This is a genomic window from Enterobacter cloacae complex sp. FDA-CDC-AR_0132 (genome assembly GCF_003010695.1).
GTDB classification, from domain to species: Bacteria; Pseudomonadota; Gammaproteobacteria; order Enterobacterales; family Enterobacteriaceae; genus Enterobacter; species Enterobacter ludwigii.
Map to the genome: position 1 here is coordinate 2,307,444 of NZ_CP027618.1, position 15,488 is coordinate 2,322,931.

At 54.4% G+C, this 15,488-nt stretch carries 15 protein-coding genes and 1 other annotated feature; of the genes, 11 read left to right on the top strand and 4 right to left on the bottom strand.

All coding sequences use genetic code 11. From position 1 onward, the window contains the following. The first annotated feature begins 35 nt into the window (after nucleotides 1-35). Nucleotides 36-1,388, top strand: a complete 1,353-nt coding sequence (gene creD / locus AM379_RS11220; RefSeq protein WP_106503717.1) for a cell envelope integrity protein CreD — start codon at nucleotides 36-38, stop codon at nucleotides 1,386-1,388. A gap of 42 nt (nucleotides 1,389-1,430) precedes the next feature. On the opposite strand, the gene arcA is transcribed toward creD, so the two are convergent. Continuing rightward, nucleotides 1,431-2,147, bottom strand: a complete 717-nt coding sequence (arcA, locus tag AM379_RS11225; RefSeq protein WP_003856501.1) for a two-component system response regulator ArcA — start codon at nucleotides 2,145-2,147, stop codon at nucleotides 1,431-1,433. A 95-nt stretch (nucleotides 2,148-2,242) separates the two neighbouring features. Between arcA and yjjY the strand changes: the two genes are divergently transcribed. From yjjY to AM379_RS11260, 7 genes are all read left to right on the top strand, one after another. Then, complete coding sequence (gene yjjY, locus AM379_RS11230; RefSeq protein WP_001541509.1) at nucleotides 2,243-2,383, top strand: protein YjjY; 141 nt, start codon at nucleotides 2,243-2,245, stop codon at nucleotides 2,381-2,383. A gap of 399 nt (nucleotides 2,384-2,782) precedes the next feature. Continuing rightward, on the top strand, nucleotides 2,783-3,469 hold the full coding sequence (locus tag AM379_RS11235) for a tRNA/rRNA methyltransferase (protein ID WP_032679596.1): 687 nt from the start codon (nucleotides 2,783-2,785) through the stop codon (nucleotides 3,467-3,469). 211 nt (nucleotides 3,470-3,680) lie between these two features. Further along, nucleotides 3,681-3,749, top strand: coding sequence for a thr operon leader peptide (thrL, locus tag AM379_RS11240; RefSeq protein ID WP_015572623.1), 69 nt, complete (start codon nucleotides 3,681-3,683; stop codon nucleotides 3,747-3,749). Then, nucleotides 3,688-3,805: a sequence feature (Thr leader region), on the top strand. It overlaps the preceding gene by 62 nt. 24 nt (nucleotides 3,806-3,829) lie before the next feature. Next, complete coding sequence (gene thrA, locus AM379_RS11245) at nucleotides 3,830-6,292, top strand: bifunctional aspartate kinase/homoserine dehydrogenase I (RefSeq protein WP_032679597.1); 2,463 nt, start codon at nucleotides 3,830-3,832, stop codon at nucleotides 6,290-6,292. 1 nt (nucleotide 6,293) lies between these two features. Further along, complete coding sequence (gene thrB, locus AM379_RS11250) at nucleotides 6,294-7,223, top strand: homoserine kinase (RefSeq protein WP_014168558.1); 930 nt, start codon at nucleotides 6,294-6,296, stop codon at nucleotides 7,221-7,223. A 3-nt stretch (nucleotides 7,224-7,226) separates the two neighbouring features. Next, nucleotides 7,227-8,513 carry a threonine synthase gene (gene thrC, locus AM379_RS11255; protein WP_020882536.1) on the top strand — a complete coding sequence of 429 codons (1,287 nt, stop codon included), beginning with the start codon at nucleotides 7,227-7,229 and terminating at the stop codon, nucleotides 8,511-8,513. 211 nt (nucleotides 8,514-8,724) lie between these two features. After that, a complete protein-coding gene (locus AM379_RS11260) occupies nucleotides 8,725-9,024 on the top strand; it encodes a DUF2502 domain-containing protein (protein WP_020882537.1) in 300 nt (99 codons plus the stop codon). Nucleotides 9,025-9,055: 31 nt separating this feature from the next. Here AM379_RS11260 and yaaA read toward each other — a convergent pair whose 3' ends face one another. Further along, nucleotides 9,056-9,829 carry a peroxide stress protein YaaA gene (yaaA, locus tag AM379_RS11265; protein ID WP_025205476.1) on the bottom strand — a complete coding sequence of 258 codons (774 nt, stop codon included), beginning with the start codon at nucleotides 9,827-9,829 and terminating at the stop codon, nucleotides 9,056-9,058. A 66-nt stretch (nucleotides 9,830-9,895) separates the two neighbouring features. Next, nucleotides 9,896-11,326 carry an alanine/glycine:cation symporter family protein gene (locus AM379_RS11270; protein ID WP_032681687.1) on the bottom strand — a complete coding sequence of 477 codons (1,431 nt, stop codon included), beginning with the start codon at nucleotides 11,324-11,326 and terminating at the stop codon, nucleotides 9,896-9,898. Between the two features lie 262 nt (nucleotides 11,327-11,588). Between AM379_RS11270 and tal the strand changes: the two genes are divergently transcribed. The 3 genes from tal to AM379_RS11285 all read left to right on the top strand — a co-directional run bounded on the left by tal (nucleotide 11,589) and on the right by AM379_RS11285 (nucleotide 14,686). Beyond that, the gene (gene tal / locus AM379_RS11275) at nucleotides 11,589-12,542 is read left to right on the top strand and encodes a transaldolase (RefSeq protein WP_014168563.1); all 954 of its coding nucleotides are present in this window, start codon (nucleotides 11,589-11,591) and stop codon (nucleotides 12,540-12,542) included. Between the two features lie 111 nt (nucleotides 12,543-12,653). Continuing rightward, nucleotides 12,654-13,241: a molybdopterin adenylyltransferase gene (mog, locus tag AM379_RS11280; protein ID WP_047955027.1), complete on the top strand. Its 588-nt coding sequence runs from the start codon at nucleotides 12,654-12,656 to the stop codon at nucleotides 13,239-13,241. Between the two features lie 122 nt (nucleotides 13,242-13,363). After that, nucleotides 13,364-14,686 (top strand): MFS transporter, encoded by a 1,323-nt coding sequence (locus AM379_RS11285; protein WP_032681686.1) that lies wholly within the window; start codon nucleotides 13,364-13,366, stop codon nucleotides 14,684-14,686. On the opposite strand, the gene satP is transcribed toward AM379_RS11285, so the two are convergent. Beyond that, nucleotides 14,663-15,229 (bottom strand): acetate uptake transporter, encoded by a 567-nt coding sequence (satP, locus tag AM379_RS11290; RefSeq protein WP_020882542.1) that lies wholly within the window; start codon nucleotides 15,227-15,229, stop codon nucleotides 14,663-14,665. The two genes, AM379_RS11285 and satP, sit on opposite strands and share 24 nt — an antisense overlap. Between the last annotated feature and the right edge of the window lie 259 nt (nucleotides 15,230-15,488).

Consider the following 15,488-nt stretch of genomic DNA (forward strand, 5'->3'; position numbering starts at 1 on the left):
CCCCGGTACGCTCTCCTCATCACAAAGGAGACGTAATGATGAAATCCCCCCTGTTCTGGAAAGTAAGCACCCTGCTGGGGTGCATTCTGCTGTTGTTAGTCCCGCTCTTTATGGTCAGTAACCTGATTTCGGAGCGTGAGAGCTACCGTAACGATGTTGAACACTCGCTTCGCCAAAGCACCAGCGGGCCGCAAAAGCTGGTAGGACCGCTGATTGCCATTCCTGTCACCGAGGTTTTTTACAAACTAGAAGATGAAAAAAAGGTCGAATACAAAAAAAGCTACCTGCACTTTATCCTGCCGGAATCTCTGCTCGTTGAGGGAAATCAGCGCGTGGAGTCCAGAAGCATCGGTATTTATGACGGACAAATCTGGAACACCGATCTCAAAATAAAAGCGCAGTTTTCGACGGAGAAAATGGCGCAGCTGAAGGGCGAAACCATGACGCTGGGGCAGCCATTCCTGGTGATTGGCGTGGGTGATGCCCGGGGCATTGGTACGGTGAAGGTCGCAAAAATCAACGGTGAGACGTTCAGCGTAGAACCGGGAACCGGCGTGTATGGCACACTTGCCGGTATTCATATTCCGCTGAGTGATAAAGCCCTTGAGCCGAAAACGCTCGCCCTTGATATGTCGTTTAACCTGGCGGGAACGGGCAGTTTTGCGGTGGTGCCGGTCGGGCGTAACAGCGAAATGACGCTGAGCAGTAACTGGCCGCACCCGGGATTTATGGGATACTACTTGCCTGTTAAACATCAGATTAGCGAGTCTGGTTTCCAGGCAAACTGGCAGAGCAGCTGGTTTGCTAACAACATGCAAAGCTGGTTCGCCGAGGGCGAGTCACCGGAGTGGAGTTCTATCCCGGCCTTTAGCGTGACGGTTGCCACGCCAGCGGATCAGTACCAGCTGACAGACCGCGCTATCAAATACGCTATTTTACTGATTGCCCTGACGTTTATGGCCTTCTTCGTGTTCGAAACCCTCACCGGATTGCGTCTGCACCCAATGCAGTATCTGCTGGTGGGGTTGTCGCTGGTCCTTTTCTATCTCGTCTTACTTGCCCTGTCTGAGCATGTTGGGTTTACGCCGGCCTGGATTATTGCAAGCCTTGTCGGCGCGATGATGAATGGTGTGTACCTGCAGGCGGTACTGAAAAGCTGGAGGCGAAGCGGGGTGTTTATTCTGGCGCTGCTGGGGCTGGATGTCGTGATGTGGTTCCTGCTGCGTTCGGAGGACAGCGCGTTGCTGCTGGGAGCTGCCGTACTGGCGATGGCACTGTTTGCGGTCATGTACCTGACGCGTCACCTTGACTGGTATTCACTCTCTCAGCCGAAGCGTCCCGTCCCCCCCGTAGAACCTGATGCGGATACGATGCGAGTCTGGAAATAAAAAACGGCGCGAAAGCGCCGTTTTTTTACTTCAGTTGCCGGATTACTCCTGCAGGTCGCCGCAGAAACGATAACCTTCACCGTGAATAGTGGCGATAATTTCCGGCGTATCAGGCGTAGATTCGAAATGTTTACGGATACGACGGATGGTCACGTCTACGGTACGGTCGTGCGGCTTCAGCTCACGGCCGGTCATTTTCTTCAGCAGTTCTGCACGGGACTGAATTTTGCCCGGATTTTCACAGAAGTGCAGCATCGCGCGGAATTCACTGCGCGGCAGTTTATACTGCTCACCGTTCGGGCTAATCAGTGAACGGCTATTGATATCAAGTTCCCAGCCGTTGAACTTGTAGCTGTCTACGCTACGACGCTCTTCGCTGACCGTGCCCAGGTTCATGGTGCGGGACAGCAGGTTGCGTGCACGAATGGTTAACTCGCGTGGATTAAACGGTTTAGTGATGTAGTCATCCGCACCGATTTCCAGTCCAAGGATTTTATCAACTTCGTTATCACGGCCTGTCAGGAACATTAACGCGACGTTCGCCTGTTCACGCAGTTCGCGCGCCAGAAGAAGGCCGTTTTTGCCCGGCAGGTTGATATCCATGATCACCAGGTTGATATCATTTTCAGAAAGGATCTGATGCATCTCTGCGCCATCGGTCGCTTCAAAGACATCGTAGCCTTCTGCTTCGAAAATGCTCTTTAACGTGTTGCGTGTTACCAACTCGTCTTCAACGATAAGAATGTGCGGGGTCTGCATGTTTGCTACCTAAATTGCCAACTAAATCGAAACAGGAAGTACAAAAGTCCCTGACCTGCCTGATGCATGTCGCAAATTAACATGACCGGCCTAACGTGACTAAAGTACGTAATTGCGTTCTTGATGCACTTTCCATCAACGTCAACAACATCATTAGCTTGGTCGTGGGTACTTTCCCTTTGGACCCGACAGTGTCAAAAACGGCTGTCATCCTAACCATTTTAACAGCAACATAACAGGCTAAGTGACACCAGACACCCAATAAAACTACGCTTCGTTGACATATATCAAGTTCAATTGTAGCACGTTAACAGTTTGATGAAATCATCGTAGCCGAATGCTAGCCTTTGTCACAATTTTTCAATAAACCAACTAGTTGCGTACCTTGATTTATAAACGATACGAATCCAATCAGAAAAGAGTATTCATGAGGTCATTACCATTATAAAACATAAGGATAATAGCCTTCTGTTAACATTCTAACTGATTGTTCAGCCACAAAATAGTTTAGCGTTTTTAATTTGTTCTGAAACGCTATTTCGGTGATTTGTGTTGCATTTTTGTAAATTCGCGCCGCGTAATATGTTGAAGTGCATCACATTTTTACCCGCTAACTGATTAAAAAGAGAGCATAAATGCATCTGTCGATTGTACTGGTCGCCCCAGCCAGAGCCGAAAATATAGGCGCTGCGGCGCGTGCCATGAAGACCATGGGGTTTACCGATCTTCGCATCGTGGACAGCCAGGCGCACCTCGAGCCCGCGGCCCGTTGGGTGGCGCACGGTTCAGGGGATATTCTCGATAATATAACCACTTACGACACGCTCGCCGCTGCGCTGCACGACATTTCTTTTACCGTGGCGACCACGGCACGCAGCCGGGCAAAGTTCCACTATTACGCCACGCCGGCGGAACTGGTGCCGATGTTAACGGAGAAAAGCCAGTGGCTGACGAAGGCCGCGCTGGTCTTTGGGCGGGAAGATTCCGGTCTGACGAACGAGGAGCTGGCGTTGGCGGACGTCCTGACCGGTGCGCCGATGGTGGCGGATTATCCGTCGCTGAATTTAGGCCAGGCGGTAATGGTGTATTGCTATCAATTAGCCTCCCTAATACAAATTCCTCAACCCCAGGCTGAAGGGGCAGATGAAAACCAGCTGGCCGCGCTGCGCGCTCGCGTTGACCATCTGTTATTACAACTCGGTGTCGCGGAAGATCAAAAAATGGCGGACTGGTTGCATCAGCGACTTGGGCGTCTTGAGCAGCGAGACACGGCAATGTTGCACCGTTTGCTGCATGATATTGAAAAAAAATTGGCCGAGTAAAATGCTGTCATAAGTTTTTACTATGGCGTATCCGTCTGTCTGGGTGGGGTGCGTCTGGGGGAATCGGATGAAAATAAATCTGCAAGCAGCGGGACGTGAGAGCGTCCCGAATTGTGATCAAATTAAAAATTCATTGACTTAAGGTGCCCAATCCTTTAACCCTAAAAGAATACAGCACAGACAGATAATAATGACAGAGTACACAACATCCATGAAACGCATCAGCATCACCACCATTACAACAACCATCATCATTACCACAGGAAATGATGCGGGCTGACGCGTACAGGAAAAACAGAAAAAAGCCCGCACCCAAACAGTGCGGGCTTTTTTTTCGGCTAAAGGAAACGAGGTAGAACCATGCGAGTGTTGAAGTTCGGCGGTACATCAGTGGCAAATGCAGAACGTTTTCTGCGTGTTGCCGATATCCTGGAGAGCAACGCCAGGCAGGGGCAGGTCGCGACCGTGCTCTCTGCCCCGGCAAAAATCACCAACCACCTGGTGGCGATGATTGAAAAGACCATCGGTGGCCAGGATGCACTCCCGAACTTGAGCGACGCCGAGCGTATCTTCGCTGAGCTGCTGCAGGGACTGGCGGAGGCGCAGCCGGGTTTCCCGCTCGCACAGCTGAAATCCTTTGTTGAGCAAGAGTTCGCCCAAATCAAACACGTGCTGCACGGTATCAGCCTTTTAGGTCAGTGCCCGGACAGCATCAACGCGGCGTTAATCTGCCGTGGTGAAAAATTGTCGATTGCCATCATGGCGGGCCTGCTGGAAGCGCGTGGCCACAATGTGTCGGTTATCGATCCCGTTGAAAAACTGCTGGCAGTGGGTCACTACCTCGAGTCTACCGTTGATATAGCCGAATCAACCCGTCGCATTGCCGCGAGCAAAATTCCGTCTGACCATATGATCCTGATGGCGGGCTTCACCGCCGGAAACGAGAAGGGTGAACTTGTCGTACTGGGCCGTAACGGCTCCGACTACTCTGCTGCCGTGCTGGCAGCCTGTTTACGCGCCGACTGTTGTGAGATCTGGACTGACGTCGACGGTGTATACACCTGCGATCCGCGCCAGGTGCCGGACGCCAGGCTGCTGAAGTCGATGTCATACCAGGAAGCGATGGAGCTTTCCTACTTCGGCGCTAAAGTTCTTCACCCTCGCACCATCTCTCCCATTGCCCAGTTCCAGATCCCTTGCCTGATTAAAAACACCGGTAACCCGCAAGCGCCGGGCACGCTGATTGGCGCCAGTACCGATGAAGACGGCCTGCCGGTGAAAGGCATTTCTAACCTGAACAATATGGCCATGTTCAGCGTTTCCGGCCCGGGAATGAAAGGCATGGTCGGTATGGCGGCCCGCGTTTTCGCGGCCATGTCCCGCAACGGTATCTCGGTTGTGCTGATCACTCAGTCCTCTTCTGAATACAGCATCAGCTTCTGCGTACCGCAGGGGGATTGTCTGCGCGCCCGTCGTGCGCTGGAAGAAGAGTTTTACCTTGAGCTGAAAGAAGAGCTGCTGGAGCCGCTTTCTATCCAGGAACGCCTGGCAGTCATCTCGGTGGTGGGCGACGGTATGCGTACGCTGCGCGGTATCTCGGCCAAATTCTTTGCCGCGCTGGCCAGGGCCAACATCAACATTGTGGCCATTGCCCAGGGATCATCTGAGCGTTCAATCTCGGTGGTTGTTGATAACGACGATGCAACAACCGGCGTTCGCGTGGTTCATCAGATGCTGTTCAACACCGATCAGGTGATTGAGCTGTTCCTGATTGGCGTGGGCGGTGTGGGTGGCGCGCTGCTGGAGCAGGTGAAGCGTCAGCAGGAGTGGTTGAAGAAAAAGCACATTGATCTGCGCGTGTGCGGTATCGCGAACTCAAAAGCGCTGCTGACCAACGTTCATGGTCTGAACCTGGAAAACTGGCAGACTGAGCTGAATGATGCCAAAGAGCCCTTTAATCTGGGCCGGTTAATCCGTCTGGTGAAAGAGTATCACCTGCTTAACCCGGTCATTGTCGACTGTACCTCGAACCAGGCGGTGGCCGATCAGTACGCCGATTTCCTGCGCGAAGGTTTCCACGTGGTGACGCCAAACAAAAAGGCCAACACCTCGTCGATGGATTACTATCACCAGCTGCGTCTGGCGGCGAGCAAGTCACGGCGTAAGTTCCTCTACGACACCAACGTGGGCGCGGGCCTGCCGGTGATCGAGAACCTGCAAAACCTGCTGAACGCGGGGGATGAACTGCAGCGTTTCTCCGGCATTCTTTCCGGCTCGTTGTCGTTTATCTTCGGCAAGCTGGATGAGGGCATGAGCCTGTCGGAAGCGACCCGTGCCGCGCGTGAACTGGGGTACACCGAGCCGGATCCGCGAGACGATCTCTCCGGTATGGATGTGGCGCGTAAGTTGCTCATACTGGTGCGTGAAACGGGCCGTGAGCTGGAGCTTTCCGATATCGTGATTGAGCCTGTTCTGCCTGCCGGGTTTGACGACAGCGGTGACGTGAACACCTTTATGGCCAATTTAGCGCAGCTAGACGACGCCTTTGCCGCACGCGTTGCGAAAGCCCGTGATGAAGGTAAGGTATTGCGCTATGTTGGCAATATTGAAGACGATGGTATGTGCCGCGTGAAGATTGCTGAAGTGGATGGCAACGACCCGCTGTTCAAAGTAAAAAACGGCGAAAACGCCCTCGCGTTTTACAGCCACTATTATCAGCCACTGCCGCTGGTGCTTCGCGGCTATGGCGCAGGGAATGATGTTACCGCGGCGGGTGTATTTGCCGATTTGCTGCGTACCCTGTCATGGAAGTTAGGAGTTTAACATGGTGAAAGTTTATGCCCCGGCTTCCAGCGCCAATATGAGCGTCGGATTTGATGTGCTGGGTGCGGCGGTGACGCCGGTGGATGGTTCGCTGCTGGGCGATACGGTAACGGTTGAAGCGGCAGAGAGCTTTAGCCTGAATAACGTGGGCCGCTTCGCCAGCAAACTGCCGACAGACCCGCGCGAGAATATCGTTTATCAGTGCTGGGAGCGGTTCTGTCAGGAGATCGGCAAAAATGTGCCGGTCGCCATGACGCTGGAGAAAAGTATGCCGATTGGCTCTGGTCTGGGTTCCAGCGCCTGCTCCGTGGTCGCCGGACTGGTGGCTATGAATGAGCACTGCGGCAAGCCGCTGAATAATAACCGTCTGCTCGGGTTAATGGGCGAGCTGGAAGGGCGCATCTCCGGCAGCATTCATTATGACAACGTCGCCCCCTGCTTCCTCGGCGGTATGCAGCTGATGATTGAAGAAAATGGCATCATCAGCCAGCAGGTGCCAGGGTTTGATGAGTGGCTGTGGGTGCTGGCCTATCCCGGCATTAAGGTATCTACCGCTGAAGCGCGTGCGATCCTGCCTGCGCAGTATCGTCGTCAGGACTGTATCGCTCACGGACGTCATCTGGCCGGCTTTATTCACGCCTGCTACACCCGTCAGCCGCAGCTGGCAGCAAAATTAATGAAAGACGTTATCGCCGAGCCGTACCGCACTAAGCTGCTGCCTGGCTTTAACGAGGCGCGACAGGCGTCAATGGATACCGGCGCACTGGCGTGCGGTATCTCCGGCTCCGGCCCGACGCTGTTCGCCCTGTGCGATAAGCCAGACACGGCGCAGCGCGTGGCGGACTGGCTCTCTAAACACTACCTGCAAAATCAGGAAGGCTTTGTTCATATTTGCCGTCTGGACACGGCTGGCGCACGAGTACTGGGATAACGAATGAAACTCTACAACCTTAAAGATCATAACGAGCAGGTCAGCTTCGCACAGGCGGTGACTCAGGGACTGGGCAAAAATCAGGGGCTGTTCTTCCCCCATGACCTGCCGGAATTTCAGCTGACCGACATTGATGAACTGCTGAAGCAGGACTTTGTCACCCGCAGCACTAAAATTCTCTCTGCCTTTATCGGCGATGAAATCCCGCAGGAGCTGCTGGAAGAGCGCGTGCGTGCAGCGTTCGCTTTCCCGGCACCGGTTAAGCAGGTTGAGCCGGATGTCGGCTGCCTTGAGCTGTTCCACGGTCCAACCCTGGCGTTTAAAGACTTCGGTGGCCGCTTTATGGCGCAGATGCTGACCCACATCAGCGGCGACAAACCGGTAACGATTCTGACAGCGACCTCCGGTGATACCGGTGCGGCCGTTGCCCATGCGTTCTATGGTCTGAAGAACGTTCGCGTGGTGATCCTCTACCCGAAAGGCAAAATCAGTCCGCTGCAGGAAAAACTGTTCTGTACGCTCGGGGGCAACATTGAAACCGTGGCGATTGACGGCGATTTCGATGCCTGTCAGGCGCTGGTCAAGCAGGCCTTCGATGATGAAGAGCTGAAAGTGGCGCTGGGTCTGAACTCGGCGAACTCCATTAACATCAGCCGTCTGCTGGCGCAGATCTGCTACTACTTCGAAGCGGTTGCACAGCTGCCACAGGAGGCGCGCAATCAGCTGGTCGTCTCCGTACCAAGCGGCAACTTTGGTGACCTGACGGCGGGCCTGCTGGCGAAATCGCTCGGCCTGCCGGTAAAACGCTTTATCGCCGCCACCAACGCCAACGACACCGTGCCGCGCTTCCTGAAAGACGGTAAATGGGCGCCGAACGCCACGCAGGCGACGCTTTCGAATGCGATGGACGTAAGCCAGCCGAACAACTGGCCGCGTGTGGAAGAGCTGTTCCGCCGTAAGGTCTGGCGTCTGGGCGATCTGGGTTACGCCGCGGTGACGGATGAGACCACCAAAGCCACCCTGCGTGAGCTGAAAGCGGTGGGGTACACCTCTGAACCGCATGCGGCGATCGCTTACCGTGCGCTGCGCGATCAGCTGAATCCGGGGGAGTATGGCCTGTTCCTGGGAACGGCTCATCCGGCGAAGTTCAAAGAGAGCGTGGAAGTGATTCTGGGTGAAACGCTGCCGCTGCCAAAAGAGCTGGCCGAGCGTGCGGACCTGCCGCTGCTTTCGCATGAACTGCCCGCGGATTTCGCCGCGCTGCGTAAGTTGATGATGACGCGCGGATAACGGTTCTGTCACCCTATGCAGGCCGGGTAAGGTGAAACTTACCCGGCTTTTTTTATGGAGAAATTAAGGAGAAAAATAGCAGTAAAAAAGCAGAAATTCCCAATAAATGCGGTCACTTAGCGATTAGGATTGCAGAGAATAACATCCCCCGTCCTCCTCACGTATTCTCCTTACATCGGCCCACATCGGGTAAATGAATAAGGAGTCACCTATGTCTAAACTGAAACCTGCTCTGCTGGTGCTTTCAATGATGCTGGTCGCTCCGATGGCGGTTCAGGCCTCTGAAATCACCCTCGTCCCTGCGGTAAAACTGCAGATTGGCGATCAGGATAATCGTGGTCACTACTGGGATGGTGGCCGCTGGCGCGACCATGACTGGTGGAAGGCTCACTATGACTGGCGCGATAATCACTGGCGCCCACATGACGAGCATCACGATCGTCATCATGATGACCACCATCACGATCGTCACGACGACCCGCGTCCTGGCCCGGACTGGAAACACCATTAATGCAAAACCCCGCCATCTGGCGGGGTTTGTTTTACTGCTCGTGGCGCTTAAACACCAGTTCGCCTTTCCCTGACGCTTCTTCGTCGAAGAAGTAGCCTTCGCTGTTGAAGCCGGTCAGTTGCTCCGGCTTCGTCAGGCGGTTCTGAATGATGTAGCGGCTCATCAACCCACGCGCTTTTTTGGCGTAGAAGCTGATGACCTTGAACTTGCCGTTTTTCTCATCGAGGAAAACGGGCTTAATAATTTCCGCATCCAGCTTTTTCGGCTTCACCGATTTGTAGTATTCATCGGAGGCCAGATTGATCACCACATTATCGCCCTGAGCACGCAGCGCAGCGTTCAGTTTGTCGGTGATGATATCGCCCCAGAAATGGTACAGATCCTTGCCTTTAGGGTTTTCCAGGCGGATACCCATCTCCAGACGATATGGCTGCATCAGGTCCAACGGGCGCAGCACGCCGTACAGACCTGACAACATGCGCAGATGCTGCTGGGCGAAGTCGAAATCGGCTTCGCTAAAATCTTCCGCCTGCAGGCCGGTATACACATCACCTTTAAACGCCAGAAGCGCCTGGCGGGCGTTGTTCGGCGTGAAGTCCGGGTGCCACTCGTGGAAACGGGTCGCGTTAAGATCCGCCAGTTTGTCGCTGATGCTCATCAGCGAGGCAATTTGTGGCGCAGAGAGCTTACGCGCGACGTGAATCAGCTGTTGCGAATAGTCCAGCAGTTCAGGCTGGGTATAGCGCTCGGTGGCGAGCGGGCTCTGGTAATCGAGCGTTTTAGCAGGTGAAATCAGAATCAGCATATCCAGTCCTTGCAGGAAATTTAGAGCGACTTTAGCAAAAAATCGCCCTCAATTGATCGATAGCTGTTATTGCCGTGGCAAATCATCCCAGGTGCCGGGCGCAATTTGCGCCTGGATGTCGGGATAACGCGAGGCATCAAAGACCGGCGGTACGCCCAGTTTGCGCTGACGAAGATAGTCCCGTGCGATAAGCGTAACCACGGGTGAGAGCAGCAGGATCGCCGTCAGGTTAGTGATGGCCATGAGCGCCATAAAGACATCCGCCAGTTGCCAGACCAGCGGCATGCTGAGCAGCGAACCTGCTAACACCATCAGTATCACCCCGAGGCGCAGCAGCGTGATCATACGGCGGGAGTCCACTTTCAGGAAAATAAGGTTATTTTCGGCGTAGAGGTAATTCACAACAATCGAGCTGAAGGCGAATAACAGCAGGATGAGCGAGACAAACCCGGCTCCCCAGCCGCCCGTCAGATTCACGAGTGCCTGCTGAAGCAGTTGTATGCCGGCTGTTTCCGATGAGTGAGGTACCGGGCCAGCCAGCAGCAGGATCATGGCGCTGGCGGAACAGATAATAATGGTGTCCGTAAAAACGCCAATCATCTGAACAATGCCTTGTGCCGCCGGGTGGGGCGGCCAGGACGCGGCGGCGGCTGCGGCATTGGGCGTTGATCCCATACCGGCTTCATTGGAGAACATTCCGCGCTGAAAGCCCGACATCAGCGCCTGGCTGAACGTATAGCCCAGTGCGCCCGATGCCGCCTCGCGCCAGCCAAATGCGCTTTTGAAGATGGTTGCAATCACTTCCGGCACCTGCTCGATATGCCGTGCGGCGACGAACAGGCTGGCGGCAACCCACAGCAGCGCCATGACCGGTACCAACCACTGCATCAGGCGGGCGACACCTTTTAGGCCGGTCGAAATGGTCAGCAGGATACAGAGGGCTAAAACAAGCCCGGTGATCCACTCCGGACACGCAAAGGCATAGCGCAAGGCATGGGCGACAGAATTCGCCTGAACGGTATTGAAAATCAGACCGTAGGCGAGCAGTAAAAACAGCGAAAACAGCACGCCCATCCAGCGCATTCCTAAGCCACGCGCCATGTACCAGGCCGGGCCGCCGCGAAACTGTCCGTTTTTATCTTTTTCTTTGTAGAGTTGGGCGAGGGCGCTTTCGGCAAAGGAGGTGGCCATCCCGATAAGGGCCGTGACCCACATCCAGAAAACAGCGCCCGGGCCACCGGCGCTGATGGCCAGTGCCACCCCTGCCATATTACCGCTGCCGAGGCGTGCTGCAATGCTGGTGCAGAGGGCCTGGAAAGAGGTTAATCCGCCCGGCTGGGGCGTGACGCTGTTTTTCAGACTTCTGCCAAATTTGCGAATATAACGAAACTGGATAAACCCGCTGCGTAGCGTAAACCAAATACCTGCACCCAGCAGCAGGTATATCATTATCGAACCCCAAAGGACTTCATTAATAAAGAAAAGGAAATCAGGCATTAACGTCCCTCTTGTTGATGCCAAAATGAATATGTAAGCGCTACCACTGATTGGACATGCTGTTACTTAGCAGCCTGTTAATATTCTGAGTTTATCATACTCTGTCTAAGCGCACTGTCTGCGGTTGCGCTACCCCTCCGTCGTGTTATCATCAGGGCAGACCGGTTACATCCCCCTAACAAGTAAACCTGTCATTTTTCCGCTGCAGGCATGCTGTCGGTAGCGTGAATTATCCAGGGCACGTTAAAAGAGAAACACTATCATGACGGATAAATTGACCTCCCTTCGTCAGTTCACCACTGTCGTAGCTGACACCGGAGATATCGCGGCAATGAAGCTGTACCAGCCGCAGGATGCCACCACCAACCCTTCTCTGATCCTTAACGCCGCACAGATCCCTGAGTATCGCAAACTGATTGACGACGCAGTGACCTGGGCGAAAGCACAGAGCAACGACCGCGCGCAGCAGGTTGTTGATGCCACTGATAAACTGGCCGTGAACATTGGTCTGGAAATTCTGAAACTGGTTCCTGGCCGCATCTCTACCGAAGTTGACGCACGTCTCTCCTACGACACCGAAGCGTCTATCGCCAAAGCAAAACGTCTGATCAAAATGTACAACGATGCTGGTATCAGCAATGACCGCATCCTGATCAAACTGGCGTCAACCTGGCAGGGTATTCGTGCAGCTGAACAGCTGGAAAAAGACGGTATCAACTGTAACCTGACGCTGCTGTTCTCCTTCGCACAGGCGCGTGCATGTGCGGAAGCCGGCGTATACCTGATTTCTCCATTCGTTGGCCGTATTCTGGACTGGTACAAAGCCAACACGGATAAGAAAGAGTACGCGGCATCTGAAGATCCAGGCGTCGTTTCCGTGACCGAAATCTACGAATACTACAAACAGCACGGTTATGAGACTGTGGTGATGGGCGCAAGCTTCCGTAACGTAGGTGAAATCATCGAACTGGCTGGCTGTGACCGCCTGACCATCGCCCCGGCACTGCTGAAAGAGCTGGCTGAAAGCGAAGGTGCTATCGAGCGTAAACTGTCCTACACCGGTGAAGTGAAAGCGCGTCCGGAGCGCATCACTGAATCTGAGTTCCTGTGGCAGCATAACCAGGATCCAATGGCTGTAGATAAACTGGCGGACGGTATCCGTAAGTTTGCTATCGACCAGGAAAAACTGGAAAAAATGATCGGCGACCTGCTGTAATCATTCTGCGTGACCGGGTCTCCGGTCACGCTACTTCTTTCGTACTCTGTTTGAATTTCCCCTCTGCGTGTATCATTCCCTTTAATCAGTACTTTTTTGAATGGAATGGATATGAATACCTTACGCATCGGCTTAGTGTCGATTTCTGACCGCGCCTCCAGCGGTGTTTATCAGGATAAAGGCATCCCCGCGCTGGAAGAATGGCTGGGCAGTGCGTTGACAACCCCCTTTGAGATCCAGACCCGCCTGATCCCTGACGAACAGCCAATTATCGAACAGACACTCTGTGAGCTGGTGGATGAGATGAGCTGCCACCTGGTATTGACCACGGGAGGCACCGGGCCTGCGCGCCGGGACGTCACTCCGGATGCCACGCTGGCGGTTGCCGATCGTGAGATGCCTGGCTTCGGTGAGCAGATGCGCCAGATCAGTCTACACTTTGTCCCGACGGCGATCCTCTCCCGTCAGGTCGGGGTAATCCGCAAGCAGGCATTGATTCTGAATTTGCCGGGCCAGCCGAAGTCCATCAAAGAGACGCTTGAAGGACTGAAAGCGGAAGATGGCAACGTGATCGTGCACGGGATTTTTGCAAGTGTACCGTATTGTATACAGTTGCTTGACGGCCCGTATGTGGAAACCGATGAGAAAGTGGTAGCAGCTTTTCGTCCTAAAAACGCCCGTCGCGAGACAATCTCCTGAAATTAATCAATATGTGACATTAGCTGAAGCGACGGTGGCGTGGTAAGGGTTTTACGGTATAGTAATTTTTTCTTTACGTTTGCTGTAAAAATAAATCCACAATACAAGCCAAATGGTTCGCTATGTCACATAACACCCGACCTCTGAATCGACAGGACTATAAAACCCTCACGCTCGCGGCCTTAGGCGGTGCGCTGGAGTTTTACGACTTCATCATCTTCGTCTTCTTCGCCGCCGTGGTGGGGGAACTTTTCTTCCCGGCAGATATCCCGGAGTGGTTGCGCCAGGTGCAAACCTTCGGCATTTTTGCCGCCGGGTATCTGGCACGACCGCTGGGTGGCATTGTGATGGCCCACTTTGGTGACCTGGTCGGGCGTAAGAAGATGTTCACGCTCAGCATTTTACTGATGGCCGTGCCGACGCTGGCCATTGGTCTGCTGCCCACTTACGCCTCAATGGGCATTGTTGCTCCGCTGCTGCTGTTGCTGATGCGCATTCTTCAGGGGGCGGCAATTGGCGGCGAAGTGCCGGGGGCCTGGGTGTTTGTGGCGGAGCATGTGCCGGCGCGCCGCATCGGCATCGCCTGTGGAACCTTAACGGCGGGGCTGACTGTCGGTATCCTCCTCGGTTCAGTGGTGGCCACTATCGTGAATACCAGCATGACGCAACAGGCGGTTCACGACTGGGGATGGCGCGTACCGTTCCTGCTCGGCGGGGCGTTTGGCCTGGTGGCGATGTATCTTCGCCGCTGGCTGCAGGAGACACCTATTTTCCTTGAGATGCAGCAGCGCAAGGCGCTGGCACAGGAGTTGCCGGTAAAAGCCGTGGTGGTGCGCCACCGGAGCGCGGTTGTGGTGTCGATGCTGCTCACCTGGCTGCTGTCGGCGGGCATCGTGGTCGTTATCTTAATGTCTCCGGTATGGCTGCAAAAGCAGTACGGTTTTGCGCCGGCGGTAACGTTGCAGGCAAACAGTATCGCTACCATTATGCTCTGCTTTGGCTGTCTGGCCGCGGGGCTGGCCGTTGATCGTATCGGTGCCGGCCTGACTTTCATCATCGGCAGTCTGCTGCTGGCTGCGTCGAGCTGGGCGTTTTACCACCTGGCAGGCAGCCATCCTGAACAGCTGTTCCTGCTCTACGGTACGGTCGGGCTGTGCGTGGGGGTTGTCGGTGCAGTGCCGTATGTGATGGTGCGAGCTTTTCCGCCAGAGGTCCGCTTCACCGGGATCTCTTTTTCCTATAACGTCTCTTACGCCATCTTTGGCGGGCTGACGCCGATTGCGGTCACGGTGTTGATGGGAGTATCCCCGATGGCACCCGCCTGGTATGTGCTCGCGCTGTCGGTGATGGGGCTGGTGTTAGGCATTTGGCTTCGGCAGAAACAGGGATGTCGTGCCCGCGAGGCGGACACGACAGATGGATCAGTGTTTTTCACCAATCGGTAGGATGGTGCGGTCAAACTGCTCGTTCAGCACTTCACCCATTGCCAGGTAGATAGCGCTTGCGCCGCACACCAGACCAATCCAGCCGGCAATATGCACGATGCTTTCGTTATCCACGAGGTGGCCGATCGCCAGCAGGGCGAACAGCACGGTCAGGCTCAGGAAAACAAACTGCAGTGCGCGGTTGCCTTTCAGGGTGCCGAAGAACATAAACAGCGTGAAGACGCCCCACAGACCGAGGTAAACGCCCAGGAAATGTGCGTTTGCCGCGTCTGCCAGGCCCATTTTAGGCATCAGCAGGATCGCGACCAGGGTCAGCCAGAAAGAACCATAAGAGGTGAATGCGGTTAAGCCGAAGGTGTTGCCTTTCTTATATTCCAGCAGGCCCGCGAAGATTTGCGCGATACCGCCGTAAAAAATGCCCATCGCCAGGATAATGCCATCCATCGGGAACATCCCGATGTTGTGCAGGTTCAGCAGGATAGTGGTCATGCCAAAACCCATCAGGCCCAGCGGAGCCGGATTAGCCAACTTAGTGTTGCCCATAAGTCCTCAAAAAAATCATCATTAATATGGTGAAATGGTTAAACCCGCGTCAGTTCTCCCTGACGGGGCGCGGCATCATAATGGGCGCAATCAATGCCGTCTATGATCTCATCAGGGTGAAATTAAAAATTTTTTTTACCGTTCCCCCTTGATGGACGCTGGCGCGACCCCATCTTGTAGTCAACCGCAGTGTGTGGACCTGAAAAAAATCAATTGTGGGCAGTTGAAAAAGCACGTTCTGCCCTTATTACAGGTACAC

Bases quoted from the DNA above. Each gene is read 5' to 3' on its own strand.
- creD (WP_106503717.1), top strand. From the start codon at position 36: ATGATGAAATCCCCCCTGTTCTGGAAAGTAAGCACCCTGCTGGGGTGC.
- arcA (WP_003856501.1), bottom strand. From the start codon at position 2,147: ATGCAGACCCCGCACATTCTTATCGTTGAAGACGAGTTGGTAACACGC.
- AM379_RS11235 (WP_032679596.1), top strand. From the start codon at position 2,783: ATGCATCTGTCGATTGTACTGGTCGCCCCAGCCAGAGCCGAAAATATA.
- thrA (WP_032679597.1), top strand. From the start codon at position 3,830: ATGCGAGTGTTGAAGTTCGGCGGTACATCAGTGGCAAATGCAGAACGT.
- thrB (WP_014168558.1), top strand. From the start codon at position 6,294: ATGGTGAAAGTTTATGCCCCGGCTTCCAGCGCCAATATGAGCGTCGGA.
- thrC (WP_020882536.1), top strand. From the start codon at position 7,227: ATGAAACTCTACAACCTTAAAGATCATAACGAGCAGGTCAGCTTCGCA.
- AM379_RS11260 (WP_020882537.1), top strand. From the start codon at position 8,725: ATGTCTAAACTGAAACCTGCTCTGCTGGTGCTTTCAATGATGCTGGTC.
- yaaA (WP_025205476.1), bottom strand. From the start codon at position 9,829: ATGCTGATTCTGATTTCACCTGCTAAAACGCTCGATTACCAGAGCCCG.
- AM379_RS11270 (WP_032681687.1), bottom strand. From the start codon at position 11,326: ATGCCTGATTTCCTTTTCTTTATTAATGAAGTCCTTTGGGGTTCGATA.
- tal (WP_014168563.1), top strand. From the start codon at position 11,589: ATGACGGATAAATTGACCTCCCTTCGTCAGTTCACCACTGTCGTAGCT.
- mog (WP_047955027.1), top strand. From the start codon at position 12,654: ATGAATACCTTACGCATCGGCTTAGTGTCGATTTCTGACCGCGCCTCC.
- AM379_RS11285 (WP_032681686.1), top strand. From the start codon at position 13,364: ATGTCACATAACACCCGACCTCTGAATCGACAGGACTATAAAACCCTC.
- satP (WP_020882542.1), bottom strand. From the start codon at position 15,229: ATGGGCAACACTAAGTTGGCTAATCCGGCTCCGCTGGGCCTGATGGGT.